The organism is Geodermatophilus normandii, assembly GCF_003182485.1.
Taxonomy (GTDB): Bacteria; Actinomycetota; Actinomycetes; order Mycobacteriales; family Geodermatophilaceae; genus Geodermatophilus; species Geodermatophilus normandii.
Genome location: NZ_QGTX01000001.1, coordinates 2,819,440 through 2,833,608, shown reverse-complemented (window position 1 = coordinate 2,833,608; position 14,169 = coordinate 2,819,440). Strand labels below are relative to the sequence as shown.

Annotated in this window: 15 protein-coding genes; 7 read left to right on the top strand and 8 right to left on the bottom strand. The window is 76.0% G+C overall.

The features are described from left to right. Positions 1-14: 14 nt before the first annotated feature. The 7 genes from JD79_RS13865 to JD79_RS13835 are packed head-to-tail and all read right to left on the bottom strand — an operon-like array spanning position 15 to position 4,563. Positions 15-893 carry a DUF3159 domain-containing protein gene (locus JD79_RS13865; protein ID WP_245900089.1) on the bottom strand — a complete coding sequence of 293 codons (879 nt, stop codon included), beginning with the start codon at positions 891-893 and terminating at the stop codon, positions 15-17. After that, positions 890-1,267 (bottom strand): OB-fold nucleic acid binding domain-containing protein, encoded by a 378-nt coding sequence (locus tag JD79_RS13860; protein WP_110005993.1) that lies wholly within the window; start codon positions 1,265-1,267, stop codon positions 890-892. Before JD79_RS13860 ends, JD79_RS13865 begins: the two co-directional genes overlap by 4 nt. Further along, a complete protein-coding gene (locus tag JD79_RS13855) occupies positions 1,264-2,073 on the bottom strand; it encodes an alpha/beta hydrolase family protein (RefSeq protein WP_110005992.1) in 810 nt (269 codons plus the stop codon). Before JD79_RS13855 ends, JD79_RS13860 begins: the two co-directional genes overlap by 4 nt. Beyond that, positions 2,070-2,789 carry a DUF3710 domain-containing protein gene (locus tag JD79_RS13850; RefSeq protein ID WP_110005991.1) on the bottom strand — a complete coding sequence of 240 codons (720 nt, stop codon included), beginning with the start codon at positions 2,787-2,789 and terminating at the stop codon, positions 2,070-2,072. The genes JD79_RS13855 and JD79_RS13850 overlap by 4 nt, the downstream gene beginning before the upstream one ends. Position 2,790: 1 nt before the next feature. Further along, positions 2,791-3,246, bottom strand: a complete 456-nt coding sequence (gene dut / locus JD79_RS13845; protein ID WP_110005990.1) for a dUTP diphosphatase — start codon at positions 3,244-3,246, stop codon at positions 2,791-2,793. Positions 3,247-3,297: 51 nt separating this feature from the next. Beyond that, the gene (locus JD79_RS13840; RefSeq protein WP_110005989.1) at positions 3,298-4,221 is read right to left on the bottom strand and encodes a hypothetical protein; all 924 of its coding nucleotides are present in this window, start codon (positions 4,219-4,221) and stop codon (positions 3,298-3,300) included. A gap of 39 nt (positions 4,222-4,260) precedes the next feature. Next, entirely contained in the window at positions 4,261-4,563 is a 303-nt protein-coding gene (locus JD79_RS13835; protein WP_110005988.1) for a DUF4193 domain-containing protein, read from the bottom strand. Between the two features lie 299 nt (positions 4,564-4,862). Here JD79_RS13835 and JD79_RS13830 point away from each other — a divergent pair, with 299 nt between their 5' ends. Both JD79_RS13830 and JD79_RS13825 read left to right on the top strand, forming a co-directional pair. Beyond that, on the top strand, positions 4,863-5,906 hold the full coding sequence (locus tag JD79_RS13830; protein WP_110005987.1) for a phosphotransferase family protein: 1,044 nt from the start codon (positions 4,863-4,865) through the stop codon (positions 5,904-5,906). Between the two features lie 70 nt (positions 5,907-5,976). Then, positions 5,977-6,513: a LytR C-terminal domain-containing protein gene (locus JD79_RS13825; RefSeq protein ID WP_110005986.1), complete on the top strand. Its 537-nt coding sequence runs from the start codon at positions 5,977-5,979 to the stop codon at positions 6,511-6,513. Between the two features lie 78 nt (positions 6,514-6,591). Here JD79_RS13825 and JD79_RS13820 read toward each other — a convergent pair whose 3' ends face one another. Next, positions 6,592-7,401, bottom strand: coding sequence for an inositol monophosphatase family protein (locus tag JD79_RS13820; protein WP_110005985.1), 810 nt, complete (start codon positions 7,399-7,401; stop codon positions 6,592-6,594). A gap of 59 nt (positions 7,402-7,460) precedes the next feature. On the opposite strand from JD79_RS13820, the gene ppgK reads away from it, so the two are divergent. The 5 genes from ppgK (at position 7,461) to JD79_RS13795 (ending at position 14,101) form a co-directional block, all read left to right on the top strand. Next, on the top strand, positions 7,461-8,204 hold the full coding sequence (gene ppgK / locus JD79_RS13815; protein WP_110005984.1) for a polyphosphate--glucose phosphotransferase: 744 nt from the start codon (positions 7,461-7,463) through the stop codon (positions 8,202-8,204). A gap of 247 nt (positions 8,205-8,451) precedes the next feature. After that, positions 8,452-9,819, top strand: a complete 1,368-nt coding sequence (locus tag JD79_RS13810; protein ID WP_110005983.1) for an RNA polymerase sigma factor — start codon at positions 8,452-8,454, stop codon at positions 9,817-9,819. 470 nt (positions 9,820-10,289) lie between these two features. Beyond that, entirely contained in the window at positions 10,290-10,499 is a 210-nt protein-coding gene (locus JD79_RS13805) for a DUF7455 domain-containing protein (protein WP_199505451.1), read from the top strand. Between the two features lie 727 nt (positions 10,500-11,226). After that, a complete protein-coding gene (locus JD79_RS13800; protein ID WP_245900088.1) occupies positions 11,227-12,945 on the top strand; it encodes a VanW family protein in 1,719 nt (572 codons plus the stop codon). Between the two features lie 82 nt (positions 12,946-13,027). Beyond that, the gene (locus JD79_RS13795) at positions 13,028-14,101 is read left to right on the top strand and encodes a YihY/virulence factor BrkB family protein (protein ID WP_245900087.1); all 1,074 of its coding nucleotides are present in this window, start codon (positions 13,028-13,030) and stop codon (positions 14,099-14,101) included. Positions 14,102-14,169: the final 68 nt, after the last annotated feature.

Genomic DNA, 14,169 nt, shown 5'->3' with positions numbered 1-14,169 from the left:
CCCTGGACGGGGCCTCACTCGCCGTCGGCCTCCGTGGCCACGCGGTGGCGGTGCAGGCGGGAGACCACCCACAGCGTCAGCGCCAGGGCCGCCGCGGTCACCGGGAGGCCGAGCACGAGCGAGGCGACGCCGAGCAGGTCGTCCTCGTCGGCGAGGTAGAGCGGCGTCTGCACCGCCACGCGCAGCAGGAACGTCAGCGCCCACACGACGGTCAGCCAGCCGTAGGCGCGCACCACCCGCGGGTCGTCGCGCCAGTGCCGCTCGGGCTCGGGGTCGGCCGGGCGCTCGCCCGGCGCCGCCTGCACGGGGTCCGGTGGCGGCTGGTGGTGCAGCCGGGCGCGCGCGCTGTCGACCCGGCGGCGCAGGCCGGGCACCGTGTGCGCGGCCATCGACCCGAGGTGGCTGGGCGCGAGGAACTCCGCGAGGACGCCGACCAGCGGCCAGCGCAGCGGCACCGACCCCAGCAGGACCACGCCGATCACGGCGTTGCGGATGATCCCGGGCACGTAGTAGTTGCGGGCCTGCCCCGAGGCGGCCGCGATGGCCACCGCCACCGCCACGCCGAACAGGCCGCTGAACGCTTGCTGCGGGCTCTCCCGCCGCACCAGCCGGAACAGCAGGACGAGGACGGCTGCGCCGATCGCCGCCCAGATGCCGGTGCGCAGGCCGCCGATGGAGTTGGCGACGATGAAGGCCACCGTGGGCAGCGTGGCGTCGACCATGCCGCGCCAGCCGCCGAGCTGCTCGAGGACCAGGTGCCGGTCGAGCGTCAGCCCGCGACCGCCGTCCCCGGCGCCGTCGGAGGTGGTGCCGTGCTCCTGCTGCGGTGCTGTCTCCCCCGCGTCACGTCCCCCCGGATCGCGCCGGCCGTCGTCGTCGGCCGCCGGGATCACCCCGCGCTCAGCTCGTACCAGGGGTTGTAGATGACCTTGCGGCCGTCGAACTGGGCGAACCGGCCGCGGGCGGTCAGCGTCCGGCCGGGCTCGATGCCCGGGATCCGCCGCCGGCCGAGCCAGACGAGGGTGACCGAGCCGGAACCGTCGAACAGCTCGGCCTCGAGGGTCGGGACCGTCTCGCGCGGGGTGTAGACCACCGACTTGAGCCGGCCGGTCACGGTCACCACGGCACCCTTGCGGCAGGCGCTGACCGGCTCGCAGCCGGCGCGGTCGGCCTCCTCGCGCAGCTCCTGCGCGTCGATGGCGGAGTCGTCGGCGGTGAGCCGCTGCAGCGTGCGCGCGAGCCAGCCGCCGGGACGGGTCTGTGTCACGGTTCCAGCGTAGTGCCGGTCCCGCGGGCGACGGGGTGTTCCTCCAGCCACGTGCGGACGACGGCCCACGCCTCCCCCGCCACGTCGATGGGCCCCCGGTGGCCGCCCGGGAAGGTGCGCACCGTCACCCGGTCCCCGGCGTCCGCCGCCGCCGCGGCGTACCGCTGCGACTGCTCGAGCGGGACGACGTCGTCGTGGGCGCCGTGCACGCACAGGACGTCGGCGCCGGTGGGCAGCAGGCCGACCGGGTCGGCGACGGCGTAGCGGCCGGGCACCTCGCCGGGCTCCCCGCCGAGGAACTCCTGGACGGCGTCCGACCCCAGCCGCTGCTCCGCGGCGCGCCGCAGGTCGAGGACGCCGGCCTGCAGCACCGCCGCGGTGACCCGCACCCGCGGCGCGGCGCCGGGAGCGCCGGCCGGCAGCCGCCCGCGCCCGGCGGCCCACGCCGCGAGGTGCCCGCCGGCGGAGTGGCCGACGACCGTGACGTCGCCGAGGTCGAGCCGCGCGGCTCCGTCCTGCCCCGCCCGCCCGAGGCCGGGCAGCGCGTCGAGGGCGGCGGCGACGTCCTCGAGGGTGGCGGGCCAGCCTCCGCCGGTGCCCACGCGCCGGTACTCCACGGCGACGGCGGCGTACCCCGCGGCGGCGAGGTCGGCGGCCAGCGGGCGGGCCAGCTCGATGCCGTACGCCGCGCGCCAGAACCCGCCGTGCAGCACGACGACGACGGGTGCCGGGTCCGTGCGGTCCGGCAGGCTGAGCTCGAGGAACTGGTCGGGGTGCGGGCCGTAGGCGACGACCGCAGGGGTCACGCCGTCGGCCCGGGCGGCGTCGCGGGACGCCCCTGCTGCTGGCCGGCCTGCTGCTGGCGGGCGAGCTGCTCGGCGGCCTGCGGCGGCAGGGTCAGCGGCAGCTGCTCCCGCACCGGCATCGGCTGGGTCCCCCGGACGACGACCACCCGCCGGAAGACGTCCTCGAGGACGGCGGCGGCCTCGGGGGACTCGGCGGCCGGGCCGCTGATCATCCCGCGGAGGAACCAGCGCGGTCCGTCGACACCGAGGAACCGGGCGGCCCGCCGCACCGGCTTCGGAGGAGGGCCGCCGGGCTGGGCCGGGGGCGTCACCACGACCGTGCCGGAGAGCTCCGGGCCGAAGGGGCCGTCCACCTCCTGCAGCCGGCCGCCCTGCCCCGACGCGCTCCTCGCCAGCTCGGCGCGGACGTCGTCCCAGATGCCGGCCGCGCGGGGGGCCGCGAAGGCGGACAGCTGCAGCACCGAGTCGCCGTAGCGCAGCGTCGCGCCGATGACCTTCTGCTGCTGGTTGAGGTCGACCCGCAGCTCGGTGCCCGCCAGCGCCGGCAGTCGCAGGGCGCCGAGGTCGACGCGGGGGGTGCCGTCGTCGGGGACGTCGGACTCGTCGTAGGGACCGGTGGTCTCCTCGACGTCGCGTTCCCGGTGCTGCGGCTCGGGCGGGACGCCGCGCTCGCGCAGGGTGCGGTCGATCCGGTTGCGCCGTCGTCCGAAGGGCATCTCAGGCCTCCTGTCCCGCGCCGGTGGACCCGTGCCCGCCCTCGCCGCGGACGCTGCCGGGCAGCTCGTCGACGGGCACGAAGCGGGCCTGCACGACCGGCTGCACGACCAGCTGGGCGACCCGGTCGCCGCGGCGCAGCGTCAGGGGGGTGGTCGGGTCGAGGTTGACCAGGTTCACCTTGATCTCCCCGCGGTAGCCGGCGTCGATGGTGCCGGGGGCGTTGACCAGGCTCAACCCGTGCCGGGCGGCCAGGCCCGACCGCGGGTGGACGAACCCGGCGTAGCCCTCGGGGATGGCCACGGCCACCCCGGTGCCCACGAGCGCACGCTCGAACGGCGCCAGCCGCACGTCCTCGGTGAGGGTGAGGTCGGCTCCCGCGTCGCCGGGGAGGGCGTAGCGCGGGGGCGCGGCCCCCGCCGCGGTCAACCGGACGGGGACCTCGAGGGGGTCGGACACGACGGCGACCCTAACCGCGGCCGGGGCCGGTCGGCGGACCGGCCGCCGGGCTCAGGTCAGGCCGCGCCGCAGGTCCGTCCGGACCCGCCGGGCGAGTGTCTCGGTGGCCTTGAGATTGCCCCGGCCGCCGAGCGCGGCACCGATGAGCAGGGGCGCCGCGGACGGCGCGCTGCGGGCGATGCGGCGGGAGAGACGGCGGCGCAGCGCACGGAAGCCGGCGGTGCCGAGGACGCTGCCCAGGCCCTGCCGCTCGTCTCCCTGGACGGCTCGCTGCTGGGTCCAGCTGGACAGGTAGGCGGCGGCCCGCTCGGCCGGGGTCCCCGCGGCGGGCCGGCCGTACAGCTCGTGCAGCTCGCCGAGCAGCACCACCTCGACGGCGGCGGTGATCACCGTCTCGGCGCCCAGCTCCAGGGGCAGCGCCACCAGCGTCGGCGTGGCGAACCACTGCGCCGCCGCCAGGCCGCCGGTCGCCGCCCCCACCGCGGCGGTGAGCCGGGAGGCGCGGGTCACGAGGGCGTCGGCGATCTCCTCGTCCGACCTGCCGGGATGCGCGGCGCGCAGCCGGGCGGCGTCGCGGATGGGCAGGCGCGGGGCGGCGGCGGCGAGCAGGTCGCCGAGGACCCCGACCGGGCTGCGGCCCGACCGGTCGTCGCCGGCCGGGGGCCGGGACTCGCCGCGGCCGCCGGTCGCCGCCGAGGACGCGGCGGAGGCCACCGCGCCCAGGACGTCGCGCAGCACGCCGCCGGCGGACCGGCCGGGATCGGCCTGCCCGGCGGTGGGCGTCTCGTCGGCGCCGCCGCCGAGCAGCCCGGACACCGCGTCGGCGACGGCGCGGGCGGCGCGGCCCAGGCCGCTGTCGTCGACGAGCCAGGCCGGACCGTCCCCCGACCGGTCCGGCCCCGGCGCGGCCGGCTGCACCGGCCGTGGCGGCGGGACGTCCCGAGGCGCGCCGATGCGCTGCGTCGGCTCGGTCATCGGCTGCTCCCCTCGGGTCCTGCCTGCTGGGTCGTTACCTCACGCCGCGCAGTCGCGGCAGTAGAGCTGGTCGCCGCGGGTGGCGGCGAGCCGGCTGCGGTGCTGCACGAGGAAGCACCGCGAGCAGGTGAACTCGTCCTCCTGCTTCGGCAGCACGCGGACGGTCAGCTCCTCGTTGGACAGGTCCGCGCCGGGGAGCTCGAGGCTCTCGTTGAAGTCGGTCTCGTCGACGTCGACCGAGGCCGACTGGGCCTCCGCGCGACGGGCCTTGAGCTCCTCGAGGGAGTCCTCGCCGAGCTCGTCGGCCTCGTTGCGGCGCGGGGCGTCGTAGTCGGTGGCCATGGGGTGTGCCCCTCCTCCGGGGTTCTCGCGGGCGCGCAGTGCGCCCGCCTCGTCCGACGGCGGCGGGGGCCGTCGTCGTCCTGACCGGCCGCCCGGGGGCGGCCGCTGGTCACGGTCGGACCCGCCTGCGGCCGACCCGGTGGTCGGCTCGGTACGGGACCGGCAGCCCCCCAACGCCGTGTGGCCCCGGTTTGTGCCCGCCTCCGGAGGCGGGACACTGGGGGCCGTTCCTCGACCCGTGCGGGGCACCCGGGTCGGGCCGGTCGGGGAGCGGAGTGCCGGAGGTTACCCTGCCGCCCGTGTCGAGTCCCGTGGGAGCTGACCCCGCCGTCGTCGGTCCGTATCTCGCCTCCGTCCTCGGCGACGGACGCTGGCGGGAGGTGAGCGTCGAGCTCATCGCGGCGGGCATGTCCAACCTCACCTACGTGGTGACGCCGGCCGGCGGCAGCGCCGACGACGCGGTGATCCTGCGCCGGCCGCCCACGGGCGCGGTGCTGGCCACCGCGCACGACATGGCCCGCGAGCACCGGGTCATCAGCGCGCTCGGGCCGACGCCGGTCCCGGTGCCGCGGACGCTGCACCTGTGCACCGACACCGAGGTGCTCGGCGCGCCCTTCTACGTGATGGAGCGGGTCGTCGGCCTGCACGTGGTCGACGAGCTCCCGGCCGGCTACGCCGACACCCCCGAGCAGCGGCGCCGGATCGGCGACGGGCTCATCGACGTCCTCTCCGACCTGCACGCCGTCGACCCCGAGGCGGTGGGGCTGGGCGACTTCGGGCGGCCGGAGGGCTTCCTGGCGCGGCAGGTGCGCCGCTGGACCAAGCAGTGGGACGCCACCCGCGACCGCGACCGCCCGCAGATGGACGCCCTCGCCGCCCGGCTCGCCGAGACCGTTCCGGCGACCCAGCGGACCGGCGTCGTCCACGGCGACTACCGGCTGGACAACTGCCTGCTCGACCCCGAGCGCCCCGGCGGCATCCGCGCCGTCCTCGACTGGGAGATGTCGACGCTCGGCGACCCGCTCACCGACATCGGCATGCTGTTCGTCTACTGGCCCGAGGCCGGCGAGACCCGGCCGGTCCTCAGCCCGGTGACGACGCTGCCCGGCTTCCCGACCCGCCGGGAGATCGCCGAGCACTACGCCGGCCGCAGCGGTGTGGACCTCTCCGACCTCAACTGGTACGTCGGGTTCGCCTTCTTCAAGTTCGCCGCGATCGTCGCCGGCATCGTCGCCCGCTCGGCGGCCGGCGCGATGGCCGGCAAGGACACCTCCGGCTACGCCGACCGCATCGACCCGTGCGTCGAGCTCGGACGCGCCGCGCTGGAGGACGGTGACCTCTGAGGCCGCCGGCCGGACCTAGACTCCGCGCGAGCCGCCGCACCCGCCCGGGGCGCCGTCGAGGAGGACGACCGTGAGCACCAGCACCGACAGTCCCCCGGCCCGCCCCCGGCGGGACCGCCGGCCGGTGCCCCCGCTGGTCTTCCTGCTCGTGCTGGCCCTCGCCGCGCTCGGCGTCTGGTGGAAGGTCCTCGACGACGCCGGCGTCCGCGAGGACGCCGCCCAGGCCGCCTGCGAGACCGCCGCGGCGGCACCGCCGTCACTGGACCCCAGCACGGTGACCGTGCGCGTCTACAACGCCTCCGACCTCGCGGGCAAGGCCCAGGAGGTCGCCGACCAGCTGACGCAGCGCGGCTTCGTCGTCGACGAGGTCGCCAACGACCCCACCGACCGCGAGGTGGCCGGGCCCGGCGAGATCCGGCACGGCGCGCGCGGCAGCGACGCGGCGCGCTACCTCGCGCTGTTCCTCCCCGGCGCGGGCGCCTTCCAGGACACCCGCGCCGACGCCCGCGTCGACCTGGTGATCGGCCCGGACTTCCCCGGGCTGGCCTCCCCCGAGGACGTCGCCGCCACCCTCAGCCCGATCGCGAGCGCCGAGGCGGCCTGCTGACGCGTCGGTGACGTGGTGGGACGGCCCCCTCGCAGGGCCCCGCCGCGAGCCCGCGAGCGGGGGCGAGGGGGTCCTCCCTCAGTGGAGGCGGTCGAGGAGCGCCAGGAGGGGCTCGGCGACCGTCTCGGGGACGGCCACCGCCATCGGCTCGGCGAAGGGCCGGCCGGGCAGCCCGGTGACCACCAGGCCGGCCTCGGCGGCCACCAGCGCACCGGCAGCGTGGTCCCAGGGCTTGAGGTCGAGCTCGTAGTAGGCGTCCACGCGCCCGGCGGCCGCGGAGCACAGGTCCAGCGACGCGCAGCCCTGGCGGCGGATGTCGCGGACCTCGGTCAGCAGCTGCGCGACGACGGCACCCTGCGCCCGCCGCTGCTCGACCCGGTAGCCGAACCCGGTGGCCACGAGCGTCTGCTCCAGCGACACCGGCCGGTTGCCGGTCAGCCGCACGGGCTCGGGCCGGGCCGGTGTGCTGAGGAAGGCCCCGCCGCCGGCCGTCGCGGTGAACAGCTCACCGGTCGGCACGTCGAGCACCGCACCGGCCACGGTCGCGCCGTCGACCTCGGCCGCGATCGAGACGGCGTAGCCGCGCAGCCCGTAGAGGAAGTTGACGGTGCCGTCGATGGGGTCGACCACCCAGCGCACGCCGCTGGTCCCCTCGCGGGCGGCCCCCTCCTCGCCGAGCAGGCCGTCGTCGGGGCGCGCGGCGAGCAGCCGGCCGGTGATCAGCCGCTCCGTGGCGGTGTCGACGGCGGTCACCACGTCGGTGGGACTGCTCTTGACGTCGACGGCGGCCGCGGCCGAGCCGCGCTCGCGGGCGACGAGGACGGCCGCCTCACGGGCGGTCGCGACGGCGAGGTCGAGCAGCTGGGCGGGGGACGGCGGGGCACTCACCCGGGGGATCCTGCCCGAGTCGCGCGTGCAGGTGCGGTCCCGGTCACTAGGGTGACCGCGTGCAGGGGTTCGGTGTGGACATCGGCGGCAGCGGCATCAAGGGGTGTCCGGTCGACCTCGAGGCCGGTGTCCTGCTCGGTGAGCGGGTACGGGTGGAGACGCCACAGCCGTCGACACCGGAGGCCGTCTACGAGGTGGTCGCCGGGATCGTGTCGTCCTTCGGCTGGACAGGCCGGATCGGCGTCACCTATCCCGGGGTCATGAAGCGGGGCGTCGCGCACACCGCGGCGAACATGGACCAGGGCTGGATCGGCACCGACGTCGACGCCGGCCTCACGGCGCTGGTGCCCGGCACGGTCGAGACGCTCAACGACGCCGACGCCGCGGGGCTGGCCGAGATGCGCTACGGCGCCGGCCGCGGCCAGGACGGCGTCGTCCTCATGCTGACCTTCGGCACCGGCATCGGCAGCGCGCTGTTCTACGACGGCCGCCTGGTGCCCAACACGGAGTTCGGCCACATCCAGGTCGACGGCGAGGACGGCGAGCGGCGCGCGTCGGCGGCGGCCCGCGAGCGGGAGGACCTGTCCTACCCCGAGTGGGCGGCACGGGTGGACCGCTACCTCGACGTCCTCGAGGCCGGGCTGTGGCCCGACCTGATCATCGTGGGCGGCGGGGTGAGCAAGAAGGCGCACAAGTGGGTGCCGCTGCTGACCACGCGGACGCCCGTCGTGCCCGCGCAGCTGCAGAACGACGCGGGCATCGTCGGCGCCGCGCTGGCCGCCGCGGAGCGGTTCGAGCCCTGACCCGGGGGCCGAGCAGCCCTTCCGGGCGATCCCGGACGGTTCGAGGCGGTGGTCACACCGGCTCTCGTCGCTACAATGGAGGAGCCCCAGCCCGCCACCACCCAGCCGGGAGTCATCCCCCGTGCTCCTCGCGGTGAAACACCGCGCCGGACCCTGGGGCCTCCCCGCCGCGTGGCCGACGACCGGGGCCGCTGCCCGGGAGCCGATCCACTCCCGGGGAACGCACCCAGCACGGGAAGGAACCTGAGTGCCCGCCGACAAGCCAGCGCCGGACGCCGCCGCATCGAGCACCCTCCGCTCGAAGACGGTCGCAGCCGGCACCCGGGCCTCCCGGACCAGCGCCCCCGTCGGGGTCGCGGACGAGGCGCCCGCCGCGAAGACCGCGCGGAAGAAGGCTCCCGCCAAGGCCGCCCCGAAGGCCGGGGGCGCCCGCAAGCCCAGCATCAGCCCCTCGCCCGGTGCCGGTGAGGGCACGGTGCTGACCGCCGTGGCCACCGAGGACTCCGCCGTCGCCGTGGTCGACGCCGGCGCCGAGGGCCTCACCATCGACGAGACCGTCGTCGCCGGTCCCGACGGCGCCGAGGCCGAGGCGCCCGCCGCCGAGGAGGTCACCGCCGAGGGCGGCGACTTCGAGTGGGACGACGAGGAGGAGTCCGAGGCGCTGCGGCAGGCCCGCAAGGACGCCGAGCTCACCGCCTCGGCCGACTCCGTCCGCGCCTACCTCAAGCAGATCGGCAAGGTCGCCCTCCTCAACGCCGAGGAGGAGGTGGACCTGGCCAAGCGCATCGAGGCGGGCCTCTACGCCGCCGAGCGGCTGCGCCAGGTCGAGGAGGAGGGCCAGAAGCTCTCCCCGCAGATGCGCCGCGACCTCAACTGGATCGTCCGCGACGGCGAGCGCGCCAAGAACCACCTGCTGGAGGCCAACCTCCGCCTGGTGGTCTCCCTGGCCAAGCGCTACACCGGCCGCGGCATGGCGTTCCTGGACCTCATCCAGGAGGGCAACCTCGGCCTGATCCGCGCGGTCGAGAAGTTCGACTACACCAAGGGCTACAAGTTCTCCACGTACGCCACCTGGTGGATCCGGCAGGCCATCACCCGGGCCATGGCCGACCAGGCCCGCACCATCCGCATCCCGGTGCACATGGTCGAGGTCATCAACAAGCTCGGCCGCATCCAGCGCGAGCTGCTCCAGGACCTCGGGCGCGAGCCCACCCCGGAGGAGCTGGCCAAGGAGATGGACATCACCCCGGACAAGGTGCTGGAGATCCAGCAGTACGCCCGGGAGCCCATCAGCCTCGACCAGACCATCGGCGACGAGGGCGACAGCCAGCTCGGTGACTTCATCGAGGACTCCGAGGCGGTCGTGGCCGTCGACGCGGTCAGCTTCACGCTCATGCAGGACCAGCTGACCAGCGTGCTGCAGACGCTCTCGGAGCGGGAGGCCGGCGTCGTCCGGCTGCGCTTCGGCCTCACCGACGGCCAGCCGCGCACCCTCGACGAGATCGGCCAGGTCTACGGGGTCACCCGCGAGCGGATCCGGCAGATCGAGAGCAAGACCATGTCGAAGCTGCGCCACCCCAGCCGCTCCCAGGTGCTGCGCGACTACCTCGACTGAGGGAGGACCTCCTCGCCCCGGACCCTCGCTCCGCTCGGGCCGGGCCCCAGCGAGGAGGCGGTTCCCGCACGTCGCGAGACGGCCCCCGACCCACACGGGTCGGGGGCCGTCGTCGGTGTGGGGTGCCGGCCGCGTTGCGGGATGGTCACGATCTCACCCGGCGGGGCGGACCGGGCGGTGTACCGCAGCACCGGCCGGGTAGACGGCGTAGCGTGGGCGACGTCGAGACAGCAGCGGACCCACAGCCGGAACCCAGCCGGCGCCCGGAGAAGTACCCGTCCCACCAGACAACCGGCACCACCCCAGTGACGTCCCTGCTGAACCCACCACCACCAGTCCCAGCGGTCACCGGCTCACCAGACCCGGCGAGTCGATCGCAGTGACGGGAGGCACGGGAACACAGGGGTCCATCCTGGCGCTGTGCAGGAGGCCGATCCGCAGCCGCGGGTCCGTGCGGTAGAGAGCGAGTGATGACCCAGATGACCCAGACGCTGACGACGACCCCCGCCGCCGACGACCTGGTCGTGCCCTTCCACTGCGACCGGTGCGGCGCGCTGGCCAAGGTGCGTGTCGTGCTCGCCAGTGGCAGCGACCTCGTGTTCTGCGGGCACCACGCTCGCGAGTACGACACCAAGCTCCGTGACATCGCCGTCGACATCATCGCGACGGACGGCGAGTAAGCCTCCCCACTCCGAGAGAGGGCAGTATCGTCGCGATCCGCGATGAAGCCCTCACCCGACGCCGCCGCCGGCGTCCCTGGTCCGCCTGACGCGGTCGGGGACCCGGCGGCTCCGTCTGTCCCGGGGACCCCCGGTCGACGGCGACCCGAGGAAACCCCGATGCCGCAGCAGCCTGCTCCCACGACCGCCGCTCCGTCCGGGGATCCCGGAGCCGGCGGCTTCTCCGACGACACCCGCCCGGTCCCCCGCGACCGCGGGCCCGTCGGTCCCGACGCGCCTCTTCCGCCGGCCGCCGCGGCCCAGGCCCCTGACAAGGCCCCCGGCCAGGCCCCTGACCAGGCTCCTGTCGAGGCCCCGAGGAGCCCCCGGCCGAGTCCGGCGTCGAGGCCCCCGCCGGGTCGGCCGGCGCGCCGGCGCCCGACCCGGTGCACGACACCGTGTCGCTGGGCGGCGGCCCGTCCGGCACGCAGACCACCCAGCCGGTCGGGACCGGCCCGGGCACCGACGCCCCCGCCGCGACGGACGCCTCGGACACCGTGGCCCTGGACGGCGCCGCGGTGCCCGCGGACGCCCCTCCGGCTCCCCGGCCCCCGCCGCCCAGCCGCCCGCGCCGCCCGTCCCGCCGGCGGGCCGTCCCGGCGACGGCGGGCCCGGCGGCTCCGTCCCGGGTCCGCGCCGGCCGGCCTGGCGCCGTCCCGCCGTCCTCGCCCCCGTCGGCCTGCTCGCGGTGCTCGGCGCGGCCTACGGCGTCGACCTGCTCGTGGCCGGCGGCGACGTCCCGCGGCACACCGTGGTCGCCGGCGTCGAGATCGGCGGCCTGTCGCCCGCGGCCGCCGCCGACGTGCTCGAGCGGGACCTGGCCCCGCGGGTCGCGGCCGACCACGTCGTCGTCGCCGACGACGTCCGGACCACCCTCTCCCCCGCCGCCGCGGGCATCGCGCTCGACGTCGACGCGACCGTCGACGCCGCCGACGACCAGCCGCTCGCCCCGTGGACCCGCCTGGTGTCGCTGTTCAGCGACCGCGAGGTCGCCCCGGTCATGACCGGGGAGGACACCTCGCTGGCCGCCCAGGTCGACACGATCGCCACCCAGGTGGACCGGGCGCCGGTCGAGGCCGGCATCACCCTCGAGGGCACCACGCCGAGCCTGGTCGAGCCCGTCGACGGGCGGACGCTGGACCGCGAGGGCGCCGCGACGGCGATCACCGAGGCCCTCGCCACCGGTGGGGACCCGTCGACGCCGATCGAGCTCCCCGTCGACGTCGACCCGGTGCGGGTGCACGCCGAGGAGGCGCAGCGGGTCCTCGACGAGACCGTCACCCCGGCGCTCGCCGCGCCGGTCACGGTGACCAGCCAGGACGGCGCCACCTCGGTCGAGATCCCGGTCGAGGCGATCGCCGCCTCGCTGACCTTCACCCCGCAGGACAGCGGGGAGCTCGCCGTCGCGGTCGACCCGGCCGCCCTGCAGACGGCGATGGCCGAGGAGTTCTCCGCCTTCGGCACGCCCGCCGAGGACGCGCGCTTCGAGGTCGTGGGCGGCGGCGTGCGGGTCGTCCCGTCGGTCGACGGCACCGGCGTGGACCCCGCGGCGCTGGCCGGCCAGCTGCTCGAGGTGCTGCCCGACGCCGCGCCCCGCACGGTCACCGCCGAGCTCGGCCCGGTGCCGGCAGAGCTGACCACGGAGGAGGCCGAGGCGCTCGGCATCCGCGAGCAGGTCAGCTCCTTCACGACGACGACGACCAACAACGCCAGCGGCACGAACATCCGCGTGGTGGCCGAGGAGGTCGACGGCGCGCTGGTGCTCCCCGGCGAGACGTTCAGCCTGAACACCTACACCGGCCCCCGCGGCACCGCGCAGGGCTACGTGCCGGCCAACGTCATCAGCGGCGGTGAGCTGTCCACGGCGGTCGGCGGCGGGATCAGCCAGTTCGCCACCACGATGTTCAACGCCGTCTTCTTCGCCGGCCTCGAGGACGTCTACCACAAGCCGCACAGCTTCTACATCAGCCGCTACCCGGCCGGCCGCGAGGCCACCGTGTACGAGGGCCAGATCGACCTGCAGTGGCGCAACGACACCGACACCGGCATCTACGTGGACACCCAGTGGACGCCGGGCGCCTCCGGCGGGTCGATCACGGTCACCTTCTACGGGACCAAGCGCTACGAGATCCAGGCCATCGAGGGACCGCGGACCAACTACCGCGCGCCCGCGGTCCAGGAGCGGGTCGACGACGGCGACTGCATCCCGCAGTCGGGGGTGCAGGGCTTCGACGTCACCGTGACCCGGGTCTTCCGCGACCTGCAGAGCGGCGCGGAGATCCGGCGGGAGACCTTCGAGACCACCTACGCGGCCGAGGCGGTCATCCGCTGCGTCGCCCCGCCGGCCGCGGAGCCGGTCCCGCCCGCTCCGGACGGCGGCACCCCGCCGGCCGAGCCGACGGCCTGAGCGGCGCCCCGATCGGGGGCTGCGGCACCCGCACCTCCCGCGTCGGCGGCGGAGGCGGGCGCCGGGCGTGCACACTGACCGGGTGAGCACCGTGCGGGCCGGCGGGCGGTCCCGCACCGGGACCGCGGAGGACGCACCCGTCCCCGCGGCCGCCCCGCTGCCGGCCGACGGCGGCGCCACCCGCGCCGACCTCCCCGCGCCGGGCCGCCTCGACCACTGGCCCGCCGTCGTCCGGGTGCCGGCACAGGTCCTCGGCCGCACGGTGGGCAAGGCCTGGCACGACCGCATCCTCGGGCTGTCCGGCGAGGCGGCGTTCTGGCAGATCCTCTCGGTGCCGCCGCTGCTCATCGCCCTGCTCGGGTCGCTGGGCTACCTGGGCAGCTGGATCGGCGCCGGGTCGGTGCAGACCATCGAGGACACGCTGGTCGACGCGTCCAGCGAGGTCCTCACCGCCGACGTCGTCGACTCGCTGGTCCGGCCGACGCTCAGCGACATCCTGACCTCGGGCCGGCTCGACGTCGTCAGCCTGGGCTTCCTGATCACGCTGTGGGCCGGGTCGTCGGCGACCGCGACGTTCATGAACACGATCGTCATCGCCTACGACCAGCGCGACGTGCGCGGGCCCATCGCCACCCGCCTGATGGCGCTGTGGCTGTTCGTCGTCGGCCTGGTGCTCGCGGTGCTCATGCTCCCGCTGCTGGTGCTCGGGCGCGGGGTGCTGGTCGCCCTGCTGCCGCAGCACTGGCAGGAGACGGCGACCGTGCTCATCAACGCCGTCTACTGGCCGCTGGTGCTCGTGGGCCTGCTGCTGGCGCTGACGAGCTTCTACCACGTGATCCTGCCGCGGCGGCTGCCCTGGCGGCGGCACCTGCCGGGCACGCTGCTCGCCGTCGCCTTCTTCCTGGTGGCGGCCACGGTGCTGCGGCTGTACGTGTCCGACATCCTGGTCGCCGCGCTGCCCTACGGCGCGCTGGCCACCCCCATCGCGGCCCTGCTGTTCCTGTTCTTCTTCGGCATGGCCCTGCTGCTCGGCGCCGAGCTCAACGCGACCATCCAGGAGCGCTGGCCCGCGCCCCCGCGCCGGCACACCCGCCGGGCCCAGCGCCGCCGCGCCGCCGAGCTGGAGGCCGAGGCCAAGCGCCTCGGCCTCCGGTGACGGTGACGTGCTGGAACGGACCCCTCGCAGGGACCAGCCCCGAGCGGGCGAAGGGTGGCGGCGAGGGG

Bases quoted from the DNA above. Each gene is read 5' to 3' on its own strand.
- JD79_RS13840 (WP_110005989.1), bottom strand. From the start codon at position 4,221: ATGACCGAGCCGACGCAGCGCATCGGCGCGCCTCGGGACGTCCCGCCG.
- JD79_RS13805 (WP_199505451.1), top strand. From the start codon at position 10,290: ATGACCCAGATGACCCAGACGCTGACGACGACCCCCGCCGCCGACGAC.
- JD79_RS13835 (WP_110005988.1), bottom strand. From the start codon at position 4,563: ATGGCCACCGACTACGACGCCCCGCGCCGCAACGAGGCCGACGAGCTC.
- JD79_RS13850 (WP_110005991.1), bottom strand. From the start codon at position 2,789: ATGCCCTTCGGACGACGGCGCAACCGGATCGACCGCACCCTGCGCGAG.